Below are 20,983 nucleotides of genomic sequence, written 5' to 3'. Positions count from 1 at the left end.
CCTTATTCCCATGACTTCCAAGGTGCTTTGCCGGACTGCCAGAGTTCTTCTAATTTTTCCATTTCTCTCTTGGTATCCATGCACTGCCAGAAACCATTGTAGTTGTATGCCTTTAATTCTCCGAGTTCGGCACATTTTTCAAGCGGTGCCTTTTCAAATACTGTGGAATCGCCTTCAATAAAATCAAAAATCTTCGGTTCTAATACCATATATCCCGCATTAATACGGCTTCCGTCAGAATCCTGCTTTTCGCGGAATGCACGGATGGTATTGTTCTCATCAATATCAAGTACGCCGAAACGCTGTCCGACACTGACAGATGTCATCGTTGCAATCTTGCCGTGGGACTGATGGAACTTCACCAGTTCATTGATATTCACATCACAGACACCGTCGCCGTAAGTGAGCATAAAGGTTTCATCTCCGACATACGGCTGGATTCTCTTTACACGTCCGCCTGTCATGGTATTTAAACCGGTATCAACGAGTGTAACCTTCCATGGTTCTGAAAAGTTATTGTGAACTGTCATCTTACCGCCCTGTGTAAAGTCAAATGTCACATCCGAATTGTGAAGCGCATAATCTGCAAACCACTCCTTAATCACATACTGCTTATAACCACAGCAGATGATAAAGTCATTATACCCATAATGGGAATATTCTTTCATAATGTGCCATAAAATCGGCTTTCCTCCGATTTCAATCATCGGCTTTGGTTTCAGATGGCTCTCCTCACTAATTCTTGTTCCAAATCCACCTGCAAGTAATACTACTTTCATCACAACCTCCGTATATTTTAAAAAATTTAACTGATTTTACTGTATCGATGTCCACATATTTCCCCACGTTAAAATCATATATTGGTAAATATAGCACAGTTTTGCCATTTATGCAATAATGAACAAAAATGGGAAGCTCCTGACTGCGGCTTCCCATTTTTATATTCCATTTACTGGATTTTTTTAATTGTTGCTTTTGTATTATTCTGTGTTGTGCCCTCCGTTGCTTCCGGTGTTGTTTTTTCTTCTGCCGGACGCTGTGTTTCCGGTTCTTTTGTCTTTTCCTCTGTGGCTGGTTCTGTATCTTCCTGTGTATTGTTATCTCCGGAATCACCCGTTTTTTCCGGACTTTCAGTGCTGTCCTGTTTTTGTGTCCGCTGTGTTGTCGTGCTGCTCTTTGTTGATGACTGTGTCTTTTTTGTCGTCTGTTCTTCCGTTTGATGTGCTGTCGTCCGTTCCGTCTGTTCCTGTGTTTCTGACCGGACTGTCTGTGTCTGTGAAGACGACTGTGTCTGTGTGCTTACAGTTGTTGTTTCTGTCTGTTTTGCCGTGGTTGACATACTGTGATTCACCGATACCGGCTGTTTCTTTTTTCCGCCTGCTAACAGTACCACAACAACGATAACTGCTATTACACACGGAATGGCAGCAATGAGTATTTTTTTTACATTGCTGCGGTCGTTCCAGAAACTGCTGACATCTGACGGTTCTTCCTCAAATTCATCTCCGTCATCTTCGTCCCCGTCACTTTCCAGCGAAAATCCTTCAATGTCTTCCGTTTCATCATCTTCCATCGGAAGTTCTTCTGATTCCTGTGCTGTCTGTCCTGCCGGGTTTTCATCGGATTTCTGCGCTGCCGGTCCTGTCTGGCTGATATCTGCTGTTTCCTGCTGCCGGCCGGCCGGCTGTGTTATTTCTATCTGTAATTCCTGCGTGTCCTGCAAATCCTGTTCTTTAGGCTGTTCCGGTTCAAAAAAAGACTGCACTTCTTCCGGCAGTTCCACCTGTTCCTCCGGCTGGTCATCCTGCAATTTTGCAAAGGCCGCCATCGCCGCCGCAATCAGTTCATCCTGTTCCTGTTCTTCTGTCCGGGCGCTTTTTTGTAAACTTTCTTCATTCTTTACCGGTTCCTGCTCCTGCCGTGTTTCTCTTTTTTTTGCCGCTGCCGTTTCTCTTGGATAATTCTTTTCCAGAACATCCAGCGCAAACCGCTCCATCCATTCCCGGATCTGGTTCATATCCGCCATTTCAATCTTCTGATACATCCGCACCAGAATCTGCTTCACTGCCTTTTTATACAATGTTTCATTTTTCGGAAACACTTTTTTTACAACCGGCTGTACCACTTCAGATGCCAGTGTACAAAACTCCTCAAATCCTCCGCCTTTTCCCTCTATTTCATTATTTATCAGCTGAATCAGCTGTTCGTCCAGTTTCCCCATATCTAATCTCCATTTTTTCTATTTTATGATGCCGGGACATCCCCTGCTATGATACCTGCGGATTGTTACGTGCTGCGCACACACCCCTGATATCATATTAATTTTAAAAATTGTGCATAACGTGCCGCTATCTGCCTGTAATCATACTGCTGAGCCGACTTTTTTGCCTCTGTCTGCATTTTATTATAGATTTCCTCATCTTTCAAGAGCCTGTCTATCTGTTCTGCCATGCCACCGGCATCCTTTTCTTTAACAAGGAAGCCGTTGACACCGTCTTTTACAATATCCGTAATCCCCCCGGAGCGGCTTGCCACAATCGGAAGCCCAGAAGCAAATGCCTCCAGTATCACCAGCCCGAAGCCTTCTTTGTCTCCGTCTTTTGCCGTAATGCTGGGCATTACAAATAAATCTGCCGAAGCATAAATTTTTTTTAATTCCTCATGTGTTTTTGCCCCCAGAAAAACAATTTTTTTTCCGGTTTCCCGCATGACTTTGTCAGCCTGTCTTTGCAGTTCTTCCCTTAACGGTCCGTCACCGGCAATCACAAGCATTGCATCCTCTACATTTCTCAATGCTTCAATGGCATAGCACACTCCCTTTTTTTCTGCCAGTCGTCCGACAAATAAAAGTACCTTTTGATTTCCCTGTCCAAAATAATTTTCTTCACGATACTGCCGTCCGAAAAGTGAAGTATCGCACCCCATGGAAATTACCGCCTGATTTCCATTCTTATAAATGCCGTCCAATACGTCCATCAAAGGCCGGGATACCGCAGTGACACCCCATGCATTTTTTAAGCACCTTTTTTTTAATTTTTTTAACAATCCACGATTCAGTGAAGTCACATCTGCACCATGTCCAGTCACAATATACGGTTTTTTTAAGAACGACTGGACAATTCCCTGTGGAATCAGCCAGTTTGCCTGAACAATGTCATAGGACTTTCTCATTTTAAAAAGATGCACCCATAATGACACAAAAAGCCAGGGAACCAGAAGGCCCCTGACTTTCTTTTCTCTGATTCTGGGTACGATTGCTCCTGGATAACATAATGTTTCTAATGAATGAACCGGAAAATAGTGGTACCGTATCACGGACACACCCTCCAGCACCTCTGTATCTGCTGCTTTAGGCGCTGCCGGTACCAATACCGTCACCTCTGCGTATTCTTTCATATATTTTGCCAAATCCAGTATAAACCTCGGTTCGGTGTCATTTTCATAGCGTGGAAAGGTCGAACCTGTTATAAGCAGTCTTTTTTTCATTCTGATAACCCTGACTCATTTTTTACTAAATCGGAAGATTTTTCATCTTCACATTCCTGTCTGCTGTAATCCATTTTCCTTACATGATACTGTACATCCTGTAAAATCTTACGGTTTGCGGAAATCACATCGCCGAGCAGCCCGACCACAATTGTCTGAAAACCAACAATCAGAAGGGTACTGGCTAAAATCAGTGACTGCAGATGTCCACCGCCTTCACCGGAACAAAAAAATACAAAATACCGTACAAAAAAGCCAACGCCTACCAGCGCAAGAATACTTCCCAGCATAAAAAAGAAGTATAGCGGGCGGTACATCAGATAGGTTCTCACAATTGTCAGCATGGATTTTTTAATATATCCCCACATGCTGTGAAACAGCCGGGATTCACGCAATTCGGGGTTGGTCCGGATTGGCACTGACATCACCGCCATTTTTTCACGGCCTGACTGTACAATTGTTTCCAGTGTATAGGTATAATCGTTAATTACATTAATTCTCATCGCAGCTTCTCTGGAATACGCACGGAATCCGCTTGGTGCATCCGGAATTGTCGTCTTACTTGCCTTGCGCACAACCCAGCTGCCAAAATGCTGAAGCTTTTTCTTTAGCGGTGTAAAATGCTCCGTATCATCAATCGGACGCTCTCCGATTACAATATGCGCTTTTTTGTCAAGAATCGGTCTGACCAGTGTTTCAATATCCGCACCGCAGTACTGGTTGTCCGCATCGGTATTGACAATAATATCTGCCCCGTTCTTTAAGCAGGCATCCAGCCCCGCCATAAATCCTTTGGCAAGACCTTTGTTCCTTCGAAAGCGTACAACATAGTGCACCCCCCATTTCTTTGCAACTTCCGCTGTATTGTCATGGCTTCCGTCATCAATAATCAAATACTCTATTTCATCAATTCCATCGATGTGTTTCGGCAAATCATTTAATGTAACCTCTAAGGTTTCTGCCTCATTAAAACAAGGTATCTGTATAATCAGTTTCATAATCTATCCTCAATTCAATATATAGCACCCTGTATCAGATGCAATCAATTAATGATACACTAATTCTTGTGTTGTTTCAATACATTTAATGAAAAATGACAAAATAGGCAGCTATAACAACAACCGAAGCTGCTATATCAATTGCTGTTCTTGCTCCTTTTCCCAGATTCGGCAAAAGGTAGTCGACCAGTCCTTTTTCGTCCTGTTCATCACCCGGATGCGTTTTCTCATGCTTTTTACGCATCTGCACATTTTCCTGTGACCGTTTTTCTTTGACTGTCGTGCTCTTTCCTATTTTAAGCATACATTCCTTTAACTGTGCAATTTGATTTTTCACAATGCTTTCATCAATTTTTAAGGTTCTGCTGATTTCATTGACAGTACATTTTTCATACATATATAAAGCAGCCATTATCATCTTTTCTGCCTTTAAATTCTGAAATGCTTCCGGTTTGCCTTTATAGGCATGTACGCTCTCGAACGCATCTGCGTAAGTATCTGCAATTTTTTCAAATTCTGAATCATCTGCAATAACGGTGTATTCATATTCTTTCATATTTTCAGCTGCTGTATATAATGTCCCGTTCTTTTTACCCAGCGCCTGATAAATCCGCACAATTGCATAGACCTGAACATTTTTATGTACATCCAGAATTTTTCTGTCCGAAAGATTTGCAACATACTTTTCCAAAATGGTCCGCACTACTTTCTGTGTCTTTTCTTTATCCTTGTAAATCGTATAAACTAACGTATAGACCTCATCAAAAAGCAGTTCCTCAATCTCTTTTTCTTCTCCCTGCATTCCCATCTGCGCCCGCTCAATCATATGCTGCAAATGCAGTTCCGTCTGTTCACTATGCATATTTCTCTACCTCTGTTTCTCTTTTAAAAATTTCTTTCCATCACGGATTCCCCGCTTATAGATGGATACTTCTTCTTTCCAATCCTCATGATGCAGATGAACCAGTGCAAATATTCTGTTACGCATACCGCTGCCCATCCACAAAAGCAGCCGCAAAACCACATAGTCCCACAAATTTCCATGGGTACGCACCATGTGCATGCGGTTTCTGATTCCATAGTAATCTTTCCATGTATAATGCCTTGGCCAGTCCATCGGTTTAAACACCGTTTTGTGATTTAATACTGCTGCCGGAATCACCATAATCTGGGAGATTTCACGGATTCTTACACAGTATTCTGTATCATCATACCATATAAAATACTCTTTTTGCGGATATCCGATCCGCTCAATCACCTCATCACGGATCATCAAGCCACAAAAGGAGGCCGTATCGCAGTAAAAAGACTCCTTTTGATATTCCTCCAGTGGGATTTTTTCCATTCTGAATCCCGGTCTTTTCATCCGCTGACGGTGATCCCGGACAATACAGCCATCCGTCTTTACAACCCCTGCAAATGCAAGTATCTCTGGATTTTTCCGTGCTTTGTCCAGCAGCTGTTCTGCAAAATCTTTAGAAAGCATTGCATCATCATCTATTATAATGTGTGCTTCATCTCCCAGTTCATGCGCCTTTTTGAGTCCTTCATAAAAGCCGCCGGCCCCGCCTGCATTATGATCCAGCCGGTAATGTACAAGCTGCGGTATTGAAAGGCTGTTTAAATACCTGTCGGTATCATCTGTGCATGCATTGTCAATTACGACAATATGCGTTGCAGCAATTGTCTGCTGCAACGCACATGTAATACACTCTTTTAATAAATCGCAACGATTATATGTAACGATTACAATTGAATACTTCATAGCATCTCCACGCCTGCTATGCAAGCTTTTTTCTTAATTTCTGAATCTGAAGTTCTTCCTCTTCTATCTTATTCTTTTCATACTGCACACGTTCTTCGTTTCCGGCCTGTTGTGCCTCTTCGAGCTTACATCTGTGATGATACTGACGCATCAGTAAATCATCAATCTCATCCCCAATCTGCTCTCTTTTCTTCCGTGTCATAAACAACGCCATGTTATTCCTCCTGAATATTTTCTATCTTTTCAACGTCCATGTAAATGTTGCGATATGCCCTGACCACTGAACTGAAAGACTCAGTTCACGATATGAAATCTCCAGTCTGCCTGAATCTGTAAATGTACCCAGCCATTCACTGTCAATTTCCTGATCCGTACTTTCTACCATTGCCGTAATTGTAACATTCCCTGATGTTTCTGATGCCTTTTCACTGATATAAGCATAATAATCATCTATCTCTGCATCTGTAAAATAATTTTCCTGCATTCCAAGATAATAATACTTTGTTCCATCTGCCGTAATATCACTTGTATAGGTATGATCCTGCTTCATTTTTTCATCTGTAATGTTAAAATACCCATACAGCACCTGTCCCGGCGTATCCGGTACCGGATCATCCCATGTTACATCTACCATATACCACTCATCATCAAGCATTACCGCATTCCATGCATGTCCAATACCACCTGCTGTTCCGGTAATCGTTTCACATGGAATTCCTAAAATATCCATGCACAGCTTAAACGCACTGGCATATCCGTCACATACCGCTGTCTTATAGACAAATATGCCTTCTGCCGTATGTGATACCTCCGGTACGGTTCCGTTCTGATAACTTTCATAATCATATGCTGAATTTAACACCATGTAATCGTGTACTGCTTTTTCCTGTTCAAACAGGGTATTATACTCAAATGCAGCATCCAGACAAGCGGACAAGCCTTCAAAAAACGCTTCCTGTTCATCTGTTTTAATAACGGATGTATCGCCTGTTCTGTACGCGTATTCATAATTGTAATACGGATCATTCGGATCAAGGTTACAACGTACCTTTGAAATCTCTGTAACATAGCCCTTCTGAATGATGTAAATCTGTGAACCGTCCGTGATGCTTCCCGTATAATTAAAATTAATCCGTCCGTCTTCATACAGCCATAAACCGTACTCATTTTCACCTAAACCGTAATACTCTAAATCCAGTAATCCATCTGTAAAATACCACCAGCCGTATTTATTGCATGCCATGCCTGTATACGTCAAATCAAGCATCCCATTGTCAAAATACCACCAGCCGTATTCATTGCGTGCCATTCCCGTATATGACAAATCAAGATGACCCTTATTAAAATACCACCAGCCGTAATCGTTTAACGCCATTCCGGTATATGATAAATCCAGTACCCCATTGTTAAAGTACCACCAGCCATATTCGTTTAATGCCATTCCGGTGTAGTTAAAATCCACTGTACCATTAGATACATACCACCAGCCGTAGTCATTTAACGCCATCCCGGCATAATCCCAGTCAATTGTACCGTCCGATACGTACCACCAGCCATATTCGTTTAACGCAAGTCCCTGATACGCTGTATCGACTTCGTCATCCTGATAATAGTACCACTGGTTATCCTCTGCCAGACGCAGTGCATAATCATCTGCTGCCTGCACCGGCTGGGTCTGTCCGATAAAACATGCACCAATCAGAACTGCCGCACCGGCAATGATGCTTTTCAGCATTTTAGTCATAAAAAATATGCCCCCTTTTGTAATCTGTCCTCTGTTTCTCTTTTAACATAACACAGATATACAAATTGGTCAAAGTTTTTTTAACGCTTCTTCCAGCGTATGCCAGCCAAGAACGGCACATTTTACACGCGCAGGCATATGGGCAATATCTTTTAACGCCGAAGCTTCTTCAAGCTGTTCGATTTCTTCGTCATCTGCTTCGCCCTGAATCATGCGTAAAAACAGCTTTCCGAGGCGCAGTGCCTCTTCTTTAGACTTTCCGATAATCATGCCGAGCATAATGTCTGCCGATGCCTGTGAAATGGCACAGCCGTCCCCGACAAATGCGCCGTCTTTAATGATACCGTTTTCTACTTTTAATTTCAGCCAGATATCATCGCCGCAGTTCGGATTGACCCCTTCCAGTACGATATTGGCATCCGGCAGGTCGTGTTTAAATTCCGGGCGCATATTGTGTTCCGTCAGAATTTCATTATAAAAGCTTCTATTCTCCATATCCCATTCTCCTTCTGATTTGCGCCGTGCTTTCTACAAATGCATCCACTTCCTCCGGCGTATTATAAAACATAAAGCTTGCGCGCGTTGCGTTGTGTACCCCCAGATACTCTAAAAGCGGCTGTGCGCAGTGATGTCCCGCACGCACATCAATTCCGTCTGATGAAAGGATTTCGCTGACATCATGCGGGTGTACGCCTTCTATTGTAAATGCAACTATTCCCGTATGATTTTCAGGAGCTTCATCGCCTAAAATATGCAGATGCGGCACTTTCTTTAAACCCTCCATGGCGCGTTTTGTAAGTGCTTCTTCCTTTGCCATAATCGTATCAAAGCCGATTTTTTCAACATAGCGGATTGCCGCCGCAAGTCCGGCAGCCCCTGCCGCATTGACCGTACCCGCTTCAAATTTGTGCGGCAGTTTAGCATACGTTGCGCCTTCTCTTGTCACGGTGGAAATCATTTCTCCGCCCGTTAAAAATGGCGGCATTTTCTCTAACAGTTCTTCTTTTCCGTATAATACACCGATTCCCATCGGTCCCATGAGTTTGTGACCCGAAAATGCGAGAAAATCGACATCGAGTGCCGTTACGTCCACCGGCATATGCGGTGCGCTCTGTGCGGCATCGACAACCACAACCGCGCCTTTTTCATGCGCCAGTTTTACGATTTTTTCAACCGGATTGACACAGCCTAAGACATTGGATACCTGTGCAACTGCCACAAGCTTTGTCTTTTCCGTAATCGCAGCTTCAAGCACCTCGTCAGGAAGCGTTCCTTCCTGTGTACATTCCAGAAATTTTAATACTGCGCCGGTCTGTCTTGCCACCATCTGCCACGGAAGCAGGTTGCTGTGGTGTTCCATAATACTAACCACAATTTCATCACCCTCACGCAGGTTTGAAAGGCCGTAGCTGTATGCCACCAGATTTAAGCTTTCTGTCGTATTTCTTGTAAAAATAATCTCTTTGGAAGATTTCGCATGAATAAATTTCTGCACGGTCTTTCTTGCTTCTTCGTACTGCTCGGTCGCCGCAAGGCTCAACGGATAAAATCCGCGCAGGGGATTGGCATTTGCCTTTTCGTAAAACCGCTTTTCTGCTTCCAGTACGCAGTCCGGCCGCTGTGCCGTTGCCGCATTATCAATATAAACCGTTTTATTTTCCCGTAACAGGGGAAAATCCTGTCTGTAATCATAAGCTGTCATCTGTCAATACCTCACTTAACTGCTCTTCCGCAAATTCCTTTGTTTCTTCATCGTCAATCTTATGGGTTAAAAGTTCAAGCTTTGCCCGTGTCATAATATCTTCGGCATGTTTTTTATCAATGCCCCTTGCCGCAAAATATAACAGTGTTTCTTCATCAAGTTCGCCGATTGCCGCACCGTGATTGCCTTCTACATCTTCTTCCGCACAAAGAATCAGCGGAATGGTCTGATTGATGACATCATCGCCCAGAAGCAGTACCTGTTCGCTTTCCGTTCCCTTTGCACCCGAAGCGCCGCGTTTAAAATCAATCGAACCGCGGAATACTTTGTGTGCGGCATCTTTTAACGTGCCGTCTGCCGTCACATTGCTGGTTGTCTTCTTGCCGATGTGATTTACAATATAATTTATATCCAAAAGCTGGGTATTCTGCACAAGATAGCCTGTCTGCACCTGAAAATCCGCACGCTCGCCCTTTAAATCTGTACGCACGCCGTTGTATACATGACCCTTGCCGATAAATAACTGCAACAGCTCGACCTGCGCATTTTCATCACAGACACAGCCTGTATCGGATAAAAGGGGCTGCTCCTCGCCGAGGGCTATGACCTGCACCAGACGGATTTTGCTGTTTTTTGCCGCAATCATGCGTGTACGGAATGCCAGATTAGTATCTTCCGGGGTCTTTTTCGTAAAGCGCTCCACAACCGTAATCCGGCTGTTTTCCTCTGCATAAATGTCTAACATACCGGCAGATGCCGTATCTGTGCCGCTGATTTCATATACCACAGGATTTTCCGGTTCTCTGCCTGCTGCCGCCGTTATTCTTTCCGGCGCCACTGCCTTAAACACGCAGTCTGCCTGACGTCCCGCTCCGGTTTCCACAGCTTCGAAAGCTTTAATGTCCGCCAATGCTTCTGCTGTTTCTTTACCGCCCGATAATGCTTCGTTTTCTGTGCTTTCTTTTTTTACAATTGTACAGCCCTGTGCTTCATCGGTCCATGCAAAATTCGTTTCATTTAATTTCAGCCAGTGCCATGTCTTAGACGGTAACTGATTTATTTTTATATTCACTGTTTCTTTCATATTAATCTCCATTCCGCATTTCTAGCCAATACTGCCCTTCATCTCCAACCGAATCAGATTGTTCATTTCAACCGCATATTCCAGTGGCAGCTCCTTTGATACATTGTCTGCAAATCCACTGACAATGCAGGCTCTCGCATCTTCCTCGCTCATGCCGCGGGACATCAGATAAAATACGGCTTCATCACTAATACTGCCAATCTGCGCTTCATGTCCGACATTGGCATCCTTTGTGCGGATATCCATCGCCGGAATCGTATCCGAGCGGGATATGGCATCTAACATCAGGGACTGGCAGGATACGGAAGACTTTGCGTTCTTCGCATTCTTTGCCACTACAACGCAAGATCGGAATGTCGAAATACCGCCGTCCTTTGAAATCGACTTTGTATTAATATAAGAGCTGGTATCCGGCGCACTGTGTACAACCTTGGCTCCGGTATCCAGATTTTGTCCTTTTCCTGCAAATGTAATGCCTGTAAACTCCATTTTTGCGCCCTTGCCCTTTAAAATGCTCATCGGATACAGGTAAGAAACGTGCGAACCAAATGAACCTGAAACCCATTCAATCGTGCCGCCTTCTTCAACGAGTGCGCGCTTTGTATTTAAGTTGTACATATTCTTTGACCAGTTTTCAATCGTAGAATACCGCAGTCTTGCATTTTTGCCGACAAACAGTTCCACACAGCCTGCATGTAGATTTGCCACGTTATATTTCGGTGCGGAACAGCCCTCGATAAAATGCAGGTCTGCGCCCTCATCCACAATAATCAGCGTATGCTCAAACTGTCCTGCTCCCGGCGCATTTAACCGGAAATACGACTGTAACGGAATTTCTACCGATACCCCCTTTGGCACATACACAAATGAACCGCCGGACCATACTGCACCGTGCAGTGCCGCAAATTTGTGGTCGTTCGGCTTTACCAGCTTCATAAAATGCTTCTGTACCATGTCGGCATATTCGCCTTTTAAGGCACTCTCCATATCCGTGTATACAACTCCCTGTGCCGCAACCTCCTCGCGCACATTGTGGTATACCAGTTCAGAGTCGTACTGCGCGCCGACACCGGCAAGGGATTTCCGCTCTGCCTGCGGGATACCGAGCCGCTCAAATGTATTTTTAATGTCTTCCGGTACGTCTGACCATTTTGCTTTCATATTCGTATTCGGACGGACATAGGTCACGATATTTGCCATATCCAGTCCTTCAATCGACGGTCCCCAGTCCGGTACGGGCATTTCATTGTAAATCTGTAATGCCTGTAAACGGAAGTTCTGCATCCATACCGGGTCATTTTTTTCTTTTGATAATTTTTCTACAATCTCCGGCGTCAGACCCGCCTGCAATTTATACGCATCTTTTTCATCATCTTTGAAATCATAAACGCTTCTGTCGATGTCTTCCACATAGCTTTTTTCTTTCATCGCCTGTTACTCCCTTTCCGCTGTTTGCTGTATGCTTGATTCTCTGCTTTCCTACCTGTGTTCCTCTGCCTCGTAGCCTGCAAAACCGCTTTCATTAATCTCATCAACAAGCTCTGCGCCGCCTGTCTTAATGATTTTTCCTTCCACCATAACATGTGTATAATCTACCGGAAGGGATTCCAGAATTTTTGTGCTGTGTGTGATAACCAGCAGACTGCCTTCGCTGTTTTTCTGATATTCACGGATACCGGCTGATACAGTGCGCACGGCATCAACATCCAGGCCGGAGTCGGTTTCATCAAGAATTGCCAGCTTTGGCTTTAACATTAAGAGCTGTAAAATCTCAGCTTTCTTTTTTTCACCGCCGGAAAATCCGACATTCAAATCACGCTCTGCATACGACTTATCCATATCAAGCAGTTCCATTGCCGCTTCCAGCTGCTTTTTAAACTCCCACAGACGGATTCTTTTGCCGGTCTTTTGCTCTACCGCATTTCTGATAAAGGAGCTTAGTGTCACACCCGGCACTTCCAGCGGATTCTGGAAAGATAAAAAGATGCCTGCCTTTGCACGCTCATTGACCGGTTCTGCGGTGATATTTTTTCCGTCAAACCGGATTTCCCCCTGCTTTACCGTGTAGCGTGGATTGCCAAGCAATGTATAGCCCAGTGTAGATTTACCGGTTCCGTTCGGTCCCATAAGTACGTGGGTTTCTCCCGGACGAATCGTAAGGTTGACCCCGTGTAAAATTTCCTTTTCCTCTACATCTACAACTAAATCTTTTACATTCAGTAATTCTTTTTCTGACATGATTGTTCCTCCTGATTTTTATATCACCCTAATTGCAAGCTGTTTTATGTGTATTTTTGTTGTGACACAAACCTGCCTGTTTGTATCCGGCAGGGTAATATTGTATCAACTTTTTTCATTTGATCTCTGATTTTGTATCATCTGCTGTCTGGCATTCTCTGCGACTTCTTTCAGTGTCATGCTGTCAAAATATTTATCCACAAGCTCCGCCAGCCCTTTCCAGATTGGCAGTGTACAGCAGTCACCTGCCCTGTCGCAGGGCACTGCATCGTCCTTTAAGCAGGATACCGGTGCAAGTGTTCCTTCCGTCAGTCTCAATATTTCACTAATCCGGTAATCTTCCGGTTTTCTTGCCAGCCGGTAACCTCCGCCGTGTCCGCTGATGCCTTCTATTAAATGTTCTTTGGACAACATTCTTGCAATGCTCTCCAGATACTTCTGTGAAATCTGCTCTTTTTCCGATATTTCTTTTAGCGGTACATATTCATCTGAGTTATGCTCCGCAAGAAATACCATAACCCGCAGGGCATACCTGCCCTTTGAAGAAATCATCATACGCCTGTTCTCCAATCCTTTGTTTTATCAAGATAATATTCCTATCTACCTACTATGTCAATAGGTGAATGTATTAAAAAAATATAACGCAGGAAAAGAGGACACGTGCTGTGGCTCTTTTGCTGCGTTATATGAATTATTCTAAACTAAACTTCACAAAAATCATTCAGCTTATTTATAAAATAATTAAAACTTGGTGATTTATTTTCATGAATATTTAAATACATTCCAATATTTCCGGCGCATTCACATTTAAACAACCCTATCTCATAATAAGACTCCGCTTTCTTTTTTAAGGCATTCACACCGCCGCTATAAACTACATCCGCCAAATACTCCCATGTTCCTACAATACTATCCTGAACGTATTTTCTTAACAACGGCATTTTGGCCTGTGGATATGCTTCTTCTATTGCTTTCTCATCCCCTAGAAGCCACGCTTCCATTTCTTCTATTGCAATACAAAAATACACATCAACGGTTACTCCTGATTTTACATACATCTCAACCAAATCTTTTTTTAATTCGGCACAATCCGTATCATCACTATCAAGAATAACAAAAATAGCTTTTTTACCCGGCATACTCTCCAGCGTGCGTCCAATTCCTTTTAAATACATCGGTAAATCATTTAATAATTTTTGTGTCTTAACCTGTGATAATTTATTCACTTTTTTCGGTATTTTACCAATTCCCTTAAAACTATGAATTTTGTACGTGATACCCGGAACTTCAGTTATATACTTATCCATTATATTTTTTACAAGAATTTCTCCCGACTGATCCTCTATCAAAATTTCAATGTATGCATATTCTTCCATATCCACCTCATATTATCCAAAATAATTGCTGTACCATAAATCTCCCAATTCAACCTCTGACTCACATAACTGTTTCACATACTCAAAATCAGAAGCCCGTGTAATTGTCGAGAAGCCGTCTTCCTGTTTCTGTAAAACCCATACTTCTTCCGGTGACAGTGCATTTACAAAAAATGGACTGTGTGTAGTAATAAATAACTGCTTGGAATATGTATTTTTAATACTATTCTTCATCTGAGCTGCCAAATCAGAAAGATACTTATGATACAATCCATTCTCCGGTTCTTCAATAAATACCAATGGTCTTGCATCTTTTTCATACAATAACAGGTAATATGCAAATAATTTCAACGTACCGTCTGACATCTTCTGCGAATAAAAAGGCCTGTTAAATCCTTTTTCTAAAAATTCCAGCACTAACTGGCCATTTTGTAATTTAACCGGTGTTATCTGCTGGATTCCCGGCAGCTTGGTCTGTATACTCTTTAATACCTTCATAAAATCTTTCGGGTCCTCTCTATACAGATATTGTGCAACATTATTTACATTATTTCCCAGACGGTTTAAATACTTTTGTGGTCCCGCATTTGGAATTTCCCTCGCTGCCGTCGGACTAAAATAACATAAATACCAATTTTTCAAAAAGTTTTTAAATCGTACAATTCTTGGATGTTCTCTTAACTCTCCTAATGTTACAATTCCCAGCTGCCTTGGATCTGCTAACTCAACATCCACTTTTTCCCCAATTTCCTTATTTTCTTCTTCTACAAATCCACTATTATCGCCTTTAAACGCATAACCTTTTCCATATTCCAGATACAAAAAAGACATTGGACGTCCATAACGTTCATTTGCACGTCTTTGACGAAGTCTTTCTTTTTCTACGATGGGTCTTTCATATTTATCCAGCCCAATGCACAGTTCATATGTAATAGGTGGTTCATTACTTGTTTCACGATAATAAATTTCAAATTCTATTGAGCCATTAACCCCCTGTGATATAATACTTTCATATCCGCCGCGATTATTCAAATCGCATGCAGTCTCAACACCTTTTTCCATACAGTCTGCTAAAAAGCCAAACGCATCGGCAAGCGTACTCTTACCCGTTCCGCTCTGCCCTATAATGGCATTCATGTTGGTTAATTCCCTGCCGCTATTATCGCCTAATAATTTCCCCAGTTTTATATTCTTTAACGAACCGTAATTCTTAATCTGTATTCCTGCTATTCGACCCATATACCAACCTCTCCGTTTGAAATTTTATGATAGTATACACAATACGCTTTTATGTATACTATCATAAAAAAATACATTGTGCAAGAAAAACTAATCTATAAATCTTCTAATCGTTATAATCGACATCATATGCATATTGGAAATTTTAACCACTTCGCCCTCCTGTGGTGAATGAATAACCTGTCCATTTCCTACATAAATTGCAACATGTCCACTATAGCACACCAGATCGCCCAGCATAATATCATCTTCATCTACAGCTTCTCCCTGTCTTCTCTGTGCTGATGATGTCCTGTCTAAATCTATTCCAAAATTACTGTATACGTACTGTGTAAATCCCGAACAGTCAAATCCGGTATCCGGTGATGTACCTCCCCACGTATAAGGTGTACCTAAAAATTTTTCTGCATATTTTACAATCTGCTCACCAAGTCCCAGCATTGCTCCGGTTTCATCATCATAATAGTAGTACCTTCCATCACGTTCAACTTCTCCGGTAACCATTGCTCCGGTTTCTGTATCAAAATAATATTCGTCCCCATCAATTGTCTGTTCTCCGTACTGCATAATTCCGGTTACTGTGTCGTAATAGTAATATGCACCGTCACGGTAATATTTTCCATGCGCCATCTTTCCGGTAGCTGTATCAAAATAATACCGGTTACCGTCAATATACTGCTCCCCATACTGCATTCTTCCGGTGGTAGAATCATAATATACCCATTTGCCGCCGGCATCATCATTATCCGGAATATTAGTAATTCCATGCGCCATCTTTCCGGTAGCTGTATCAAAATAATACCAGTATCCATCAATATACTGCTCTCCATACTGCATTCTTCCTGTGATCGGATCATAGTATACCCACTTGCCATTCGGATCATCTGACTGTGGAAGATTAACAAAACCCTTTGCCATAGCACCTGTCGTTAAATCAAAATAATACCATGCACCGTTTTTGTAGCTTTCTCCTTTTACCATTCTGCCGTCGCTGTCGTAACGTGTCCACTTTCCTGTTCCGTCTGCATTTAATACAATAAAGACATCCTTATCCCTTGCCATTGTTCCATCTGCTTCAAACCAATACCATGCATCTGTCTGTGGATCATAAACTTCTTTTGACCGTGCCAGTACACCGTTATCATACCAATATGCCTGTCCGTTTTCATAATACCAGCCATTATAATTATCCTTCTGAAGTTCGGCGGCATAGGTCTGCTGATTTGGCCACAGCAATATGCAGCCTGCCAGTGCAAGCATACAAGCTGCCAGTTTAAATACACTGAATTTTGTGTTTTTCATCTTTATTTCCTTCCTAATTGTGATTTTATTTATTGCATATGCGATAATTTATTGCAATCATAGGTCTGTTTTTCCTAAATTTCAAGACAACTTTCCCCAATGACAATTTTTTATACCTCAATGCCCTGTTTCTTTTTGACATCTTTATAATAAGACCTTAAAATACTTATATATTAAGTTATTCAGAAACGGGGATTCGTATGAATATATTACTTTTAGAAGACAATTGTACAGAATTACAAATTTTATATAATATTCTTAAAAAACACTGGCCGCAATTTCATTATACCTGTTGTCAAAATTATAATGATGCTCAAAAATCCATTTTATCAGTTCAGTATGATATTTTTATTCTTGACATACAGCTCTCATCCGCTTCCGATGCCTTTAACGGCATCACTTTTGCCCGGTATATCCGAAGTCTCCCTGCTTATCGGACAACCCCTGTGCTTTTTAGCACCGGCACCTCTGATACTATCCAAAAATGTGTTAATGAAGTCCACTGCTACCATTACCTTGAAAAGCCCTATAATGAAGCTGTACTGGTTCATGCCATGAAAGAGCTGCTCGCCACATTATCCAATACGACTGATAACAACTATCTGACCATTAAATTATTAAATGATGTTACGACTCACGTGTGTTTATCAAATATTTTACTCATAAAAGCAAACGGGCATTATCTGACTTTCACTTGTCCCAACGGCGGCTTTACAAGTAATACCTATTCTTTATCTTCCATTGCTAAAATACTTCCATCGTATTTCACCCGCTGCCACAGAAAATATATTATTAATACAAATTTTATTACATCCTATGACAAGACCAACCTTTATCTGCATATTCATAATCATATTATTCCTGTTGGGAGAACGTTTAAAAAGGAGTTAGAAAATCATCTGCTTTATTAGCAGGTGATTTCCCAACTCCTTTGATTTCCATTATTCTACACCGTCCGCTTCCCAAACATTAACAAATATTCCTGCGCCTTCTGCAATGAAATACTCAGCTTCTTCTGTAACCGCTCCAGTATATCCTGTTCTGACAGTCCGAATTCGTAACCTGTTTCAATGATTTCCTCGGCTCGTCCTTCATTTCGCCCTTCTGCGATTCCCGCTTCCTTTATTCCCTGACTCAGATTGCACATCACATCCACCTCCTGCTCTATAGACATATTACTTCACAGCATCAACCCTGTTTTTTACTTCCCACAATAGATTTTATATCTTCCAGCATCGGTTTAAAATTACTAAAATCTATGCTGTCATACTGCCGTTCAACATATTGTGAAAAAATTGCTTTACCATAATATTTTTCATTGTCTGTTTCTTTTCTTGAAAATATTTTTCCATCAATCGTATGCGAAAGCACCACATCATCAAATAAATCTTCAATTTCACATTCTTTTTTTCCGTTCACTAAAGGATTGGTTAAAATATAAAGATTATCCTGTATATGATTATAATTGCTACTTTCTAACAAACCTTTATTGTTTAAATGATTTAAAAACTTTTTCAGCGGACGGTCAGACACCTGTTCATTATCAAAAATAAAAATAACAGGATTTTGGGATTTCTTGCAACTATTCTGTGCAAACCATGAATACAGTTTGGGTGCATTATTTTTGCCTGAATAAAAATTATAAATATTCTTCATGGTATCCGCCCCATCTTTTTGAATTCCTAAAAAATATTTTAAGCGGGAACTTCTTCTCAGAAATGTCACTTGAAATTCAAAATTATCATCCTGTTTCTTTATAAGTTCAGGATACTCCTTATAATATTTTTTTAATGCCGCCCGCAAATATACGATGTCTGTTTTTCCCTCAGTGACAATAAGCGGCTTTGTATTTGCATAAAAATATTTAAAAAATAAAAATTTCTGATACTGGCGCTCTCTCGCATTTAACGTCCAAAATGTATGTTTTTGTTCCCGATCATTTTTGTTGTTGTAACAATCAATCTGATTGATAAAAGAAATTCTTCCCTCAAGCTGATTTACCGAACCTTCTTCACCACATATCTCAAATATTCCCCGTCTATAAAAAGCATCCGCCATTGCTCTTGTTCTTTTACAATACTCACGATTCACACTGATTTTTTTATTCACAACCAGACCTGTTACTTCCTGCCTTGAATCGCAAAATAACAATCTCGTTTTCTTATCATTTATTTCAAAGCCAAAACTTTCAATTTCTTTTTTTATACTTTTCATGAAATTCTCTTGATTTTCCAAAAATTTTTTGTCGTTTGTAGAAAAGGTCATATCATCTGCATACCGAGTATAAACTACCCGATACTTCTTTGCTATTTTTAGTAGACGCATATCTAAAATATTACAAACTAAATTCGTTATAATAGGGGATGTCGGCGCTCCTTGCGGCAATTTACCCTCATAACAGGTCAACTGTGCTATCATTGTCGCAATCTCAACAGGTAATTCAAAATTTTTATTTTTCATAAAAAAACCTCTTACACGCCCAAAATGAAAATGGTCAAAAAAATCTTTTAAATCTAAATTTAGTACATACCGTTTATTTCTATGAATGTTCGCATTGGTAATAATACTTTTTCCTTTTTGAAATGCATGTGATATGTTATCCTGAATTTCATTTTCTTCTATAAATTCTCTATAAACATCCCAAAGCCGTTGTGCCAATTTTCTCTGAAGTTGTTTTAAATCCCCCGAAGGTGCATGAATCTGCCTTGATTCACCATTTTTCTTTGGAATCTCAAATGTATCATAATAACTATCCGGTTTGCTTTTATACAATATATACGTTAATTTTTGCAATGGAATTGCCAAATATAACGCTAGATCTTCTCTCGTCTGTAGTTCTTTTAATTTTTTCATGCTCTGTATACCCAAAAAGCGTGTGGCTACTCATTATGCATTTTTCCCTTTATACACAGGACGGAAGGGCGTATATTTCTGCAAATCCTCCTACCATTTCCATCAAAGCTTGCGAAACACAAGCCAAAAATCTAGCCACACGCATATTCAATTATATATTATTTTAAAAATTACTGCAATTTGTTTTCTATCCATATAGGTGCAATGTACAAAATCTATATAACATTTACACCGTCCGCTTCCCAAACATTAACAGATACTCCTGTGCCTTCTGCAATGAAATACTCAGCTTCTTCTGTAACCGTTCCAGTATATCCTGCTCTGAAAGTCCGAACTCGTAACCTGTTTCAATGATTTCTTCAGCTCGTCCCTCGGCAATTCCAGTTTCCTTTATTCCCTGACTCAGATTGCACATCACATCCACCTCCTGCTCTATTGTCTGTTCTATCGGTATATCATATTCTTCTTTTATGATATTCAGTCTTTCCCCGGCTGTCAATCCCTCAGCAAACAGTGCTCCCAGCAGGCGGTGCAGTTCATACTGCTCTCCCTGCTTTGGCAGTTTTTTTGCCAGTCCTATCATGACAATGTTAAATAAATCCAGTTTCCCTCTCCAGTCATGATATCCAACCAGATCATCTTTTACCAGATGGATATGGCTCAGGCTGTTCTCCTCCATGTTCATACACACCCAGATAGAGTATACTCTCTTGATATCATCATACTCCGTGTTTTCAAAATCCCGTTCCTTCTGTGACGAAATCAGGCGGCTTACGTAAAATACCGCCCTATTTAAAATTCCATACCTCTGCGGCTCATCTTTCTGTGCTTCAACATTAATAATAATCTGGGAAAGTCCGTCTTTCATCCGCACATAAAATACAATGTCAAACCGCACCAACCCCTCTGCATGCTCCTGATTCTCTGTATTTAATCCCGTGATTCGCTGACCGGATTTTGCCCTCATCGCTTCTGGATTCGTCAGCCCCGGCTCTAACGGTATCCTGCTGATATACGGTTCTCCTTCAATTAAGGTTTCCACATATCTTGGATTCATTCCCTTAAATTCATCTACCGTTCTCACCAGTATCTGTGCCAGTATGCTTTTCTGCCCGAGCAGTCTTTTAGCACTTTCATCATACTGCGTTCCCTGATCTGCCGCCGTTACGGCATTATGTACCTCCGTATGCATTGCC

21 protein-coding genes are annotated in these 20,983 nt (G+C 41.4%); 1 reads left to right on the top strand and 20 read right to left on the bottom strand.

All coding sequences use genetic code 11. The features are described from left to right. Window positions 1-2 precede the first annotated feature (2 nt). The 17 genes from rfbF to LI288_RS06820 all read right to left on the bottom strand — a co-directional run bounded on the left by rfbF (window position 3) and on the right by LI288_RS06820 (window position 16,934). Window positions 3-779, bottom strand: coding sequence for a glucose-1-phosphate cytidylyltransferase (gene rfbF, locus LI288_RS06900; protein ID WP_022431729.1), 777 nt, complete (start codon window positions 777-779; stop codon window positions 3-5). 170 nt (window positions 780-949) lie between these two features. Further along, window positions 950-2,221 carry a hypothetical protein gene (locus tag LI288_RS06895; protein WP_227089906.1) on the bottom strand — a complete coding sequence of 424 codons (1,272 nt, stop codon included), beginning with the start codon at window positions 2,219-2,221 and terminating at the stop codon, window positions 950-952. A 92-nt stretch (window positions 2,222-2,313) separates the two neighbouring features. Beyond that, the gene (locus LI288_RS06890) at window positions 2,314-3,486 is read right to left on the bottom strand and encodes a glycosyltransferase family 4 protein (RefSeq protein WP_227089905.1); all 1,173 of its coding nucleotides are present in this window, start codon (window positions 3,484-3,486) and stop codon (window positions 2,314-2,316) included. Beyond that, a complete protein-coding gene (locus LI288_RS06885; protein ID WP_022431726.1) occupies window positions 3,483-4,484 on the bottom strand; it encodes a glycosyltransferase family 2 protein in 1,002 nt (333 codons plus the stop codon). Before LI288_RS06885 ends, LI288_RS06890 begins: the two co-directional genes overlap by 4 nt. Window positions 4,485-4,569: 85 nt before the next feature. After that, a complete protein-coding gene (locus LI288_RS06880) occupies window positions 4,570-5,346 on the bottom strand; it encodes a hypothetical protein (protein WP_227089904.1) in 777 nt (258 codons plus the stop codon). 6 nt (window positions 5,347-5,352) lie between these two features. After that, complete coding sequence (locus LI288_RS06875; protein ID WP_227089903.1) at window positions 5,353-6,249, bottom strand: glycosyltransferase; 897 nt, start codon at window positions 6,247-6,249, stop codon at window positions 5,353-5,355. 16 nt (window positions 6,250-6,265) lie between these two features. Next, on the bottom strand, window positions 6,266-6,463 hold the full coding sequence (locus LI288_RS06870) for a hypothetical protein (RefSeq protein WP_227089902.1): 198 nt from the start codon (window positions 6,461-6,463) through the stop codon (window positions 6,266-6,268). Window positions 6,464-6,484: 21 nt separating this feature from the next. After that, a complete protein-coding gene (locus LI288_RS06865) occupies window positions 6,485-7,993 on the bottom strand; it encodes a transglutaminase domain-containing protein (RefSeq protein WP_227089901.1) in 1,509 nt (502 codons plus the stop codon). A gap of 69 nt (window positions 7,994-8,062) precedes the next feature. Next, complete coding sequence (gene sufU, locus LI288_RS06860; protein WP_227089900.1) at window positions 8,063-8,488, bottom strand: Fe-S cluster assembly sulfur transfer protein SufU; 426 nt, start codon at window positions 8,486-8,488, stop codon at window positions 8,063-8,065. Then, window positions 8,478-9,695 (bottom strand): aminotransferase class V-fold PLP-dependent enzyme, encoded by a 1,218-nt coding sequence (locus LI288_RS06855; RefSeq protein WP_227089899.1) that lies wholly within the window; start codon window positions 9,693-9,695, stop codon window positions 8,478-8,480. Before LI288_RS06855 ends, sufU begins: the two co-directional genes overlap by 11 nt. After that, complete coding sequence (locus tag LI288_RS06850; protein ID WP_227089898.1) at window positions 9,682-10,779, bottom strand: SufB/SufD family protein; 1,098 nt, start codon at window positions 10,777-10,779, stop codon at window positions 9,682-9,684. Before LI288_RS06850 ends, LI288_RS06855 begins: the two co-directional genes overlap by 14 nt. A 21-nt stretch (window positions 10,780-10,800) precedes the next feature. Next, a complete protein-coding gene (sufB, locus tag LI288_RS06845; protein WP_227089897.1) occupies window positions 10,801-12,207 on the bottom strand; it encodes a Fe-S cluster assembly protein SufB in 1,407 nt (468 codons plus the stop codon). Window positions 12,208-12,258: 51 nt separating this feature from the next. Then, window positions 12,259-13,017, bottom strand: coding sequence for a Fe-S cluster assembly ATPase SufC (gene sufC, locus LI288_RS06840; RefSeq protein ID WP_227089896.1), 759 nt, complete (start codon window positions 13,015-13,017; stop codon window positions 12,259-12,261). A 105-nt stretch (window positions 13,018-13,122) separates the two neighbouring features. After that, window positions 13,123-13,572, bottom strand: a complete 450-nt coding sequence (locus LI288_RS06835; protein WP_022431716.1) for an RrF2 family transcriptional regulator — start codon at window positions 13,570-13,572, stop codon at window positions 13,123-13,125. Between the two features lie 146 nt (window positions 13,573-13,718). Then, complete coding sequence (locus tag LI288_RS06830; protein WP_227089895.1) at window positions 13,719-14,393, bottom strand: DUF4276 family protein; 675 nt, start codon at window positions 14,391-14,393, stop codon at window positions 13,719-13,721. 12 nt (window positions 14,394-14,405) lie between these two features. Then, complete coding sequence (locus LI288_RS06825) at window positions 14,406-15,632, bottom strand: AAA family ATPase (RefSeq protein WP_227089894.1); 1,227 nt, start codon at window positions 15,630-15,632, stop codon at window positions 14,406-14,408. Window positions 15,633-15,722: 90 nt separating this feature from the next. After that, window positions 15,723-16,934 (bottom strand): C40 family peptidase, encoded by a 1,212-nt coding sequence (locus tag LI288_RS06820; RefSeq protein ID WP_227089893.1) that lies wholly within the window; start codon window positions 16,932-16,934, stop codon window positions 15,723-15,725. Between the two features lie 200 nt (window positions 16,935-17,134). Here LI288_RS06820 and LI288_RS06815 point away from each other — a divergent pair, with 200 nt between their 5' ends. Further along, entirely contained in the window at window positions 17,135-17,845 is a 711-nt protein-coding gene (locus LI288_RS06815; protein WP_227089892.1) for a LytR/AlgR family response regulator transcription factor, read from the top strand. Between the two features lie 35 nt (window positions 17,846-17,880). Here LI288_RS06815 and LI288_RS06810 read toward each other — a convergent pair whose 3' ends face one another. From LI288_RS06810 to LI288_RS06800, 3 genes are all read right to left on the bottom strand, one after another. Next, on the bottom strand, window positions 17,881-18,108 hold the full coding sequence (locus tag LI288_RS06810) for a hypothetical protein (protein ID WP_227089891.1): 228 nt from the start codon (window positions 18,106-18,108) through the stop codon (window positions 17,881-17,883). Between the two features lie 14 nt (window positions 18,109-18,122). Then, window positions 18,123-19,787 carry a retron Ec67 family RNA-directed DNA polymerase/endonuclease gene (locus tag LI288_RS06805; RefSeq protein ID WP_227089890.1) on the bottom strand — a complete coding sequence of 555 codons (1,665 nt, stop codon included), beginning with the start codon at window positions 19,785-19,787 and terminating at the stop codon, window positions 18,123-18,125. Between the two features lie 226 nt (window positions 19,788-20,013). Then, window positions 20,014-20,979 (bottom strand): hypothetical protein, encoded by a 966-nt coding sequence (locus LI288_RS06800; protein ID WP_227089889.1) that lies wholly within the window; start codon window positions 20,977-20,979, stop codon window positions 20,014-20,016. Window positions 20,980-20,983 lie beyond the last annotated feature (4 nt).

The organism is Lachnospira pectinoschiza, from assembly GCF_020564355.1.
Lineage (GTDB): Bacteria > Bacillota > Clostridia > Lachnospirales > Lachnospiraceae > Lachnospira > Lachnospira intestinalis.
This window is presented reverse-complemented; position numbering and strand designations above follow the sequence as displayed.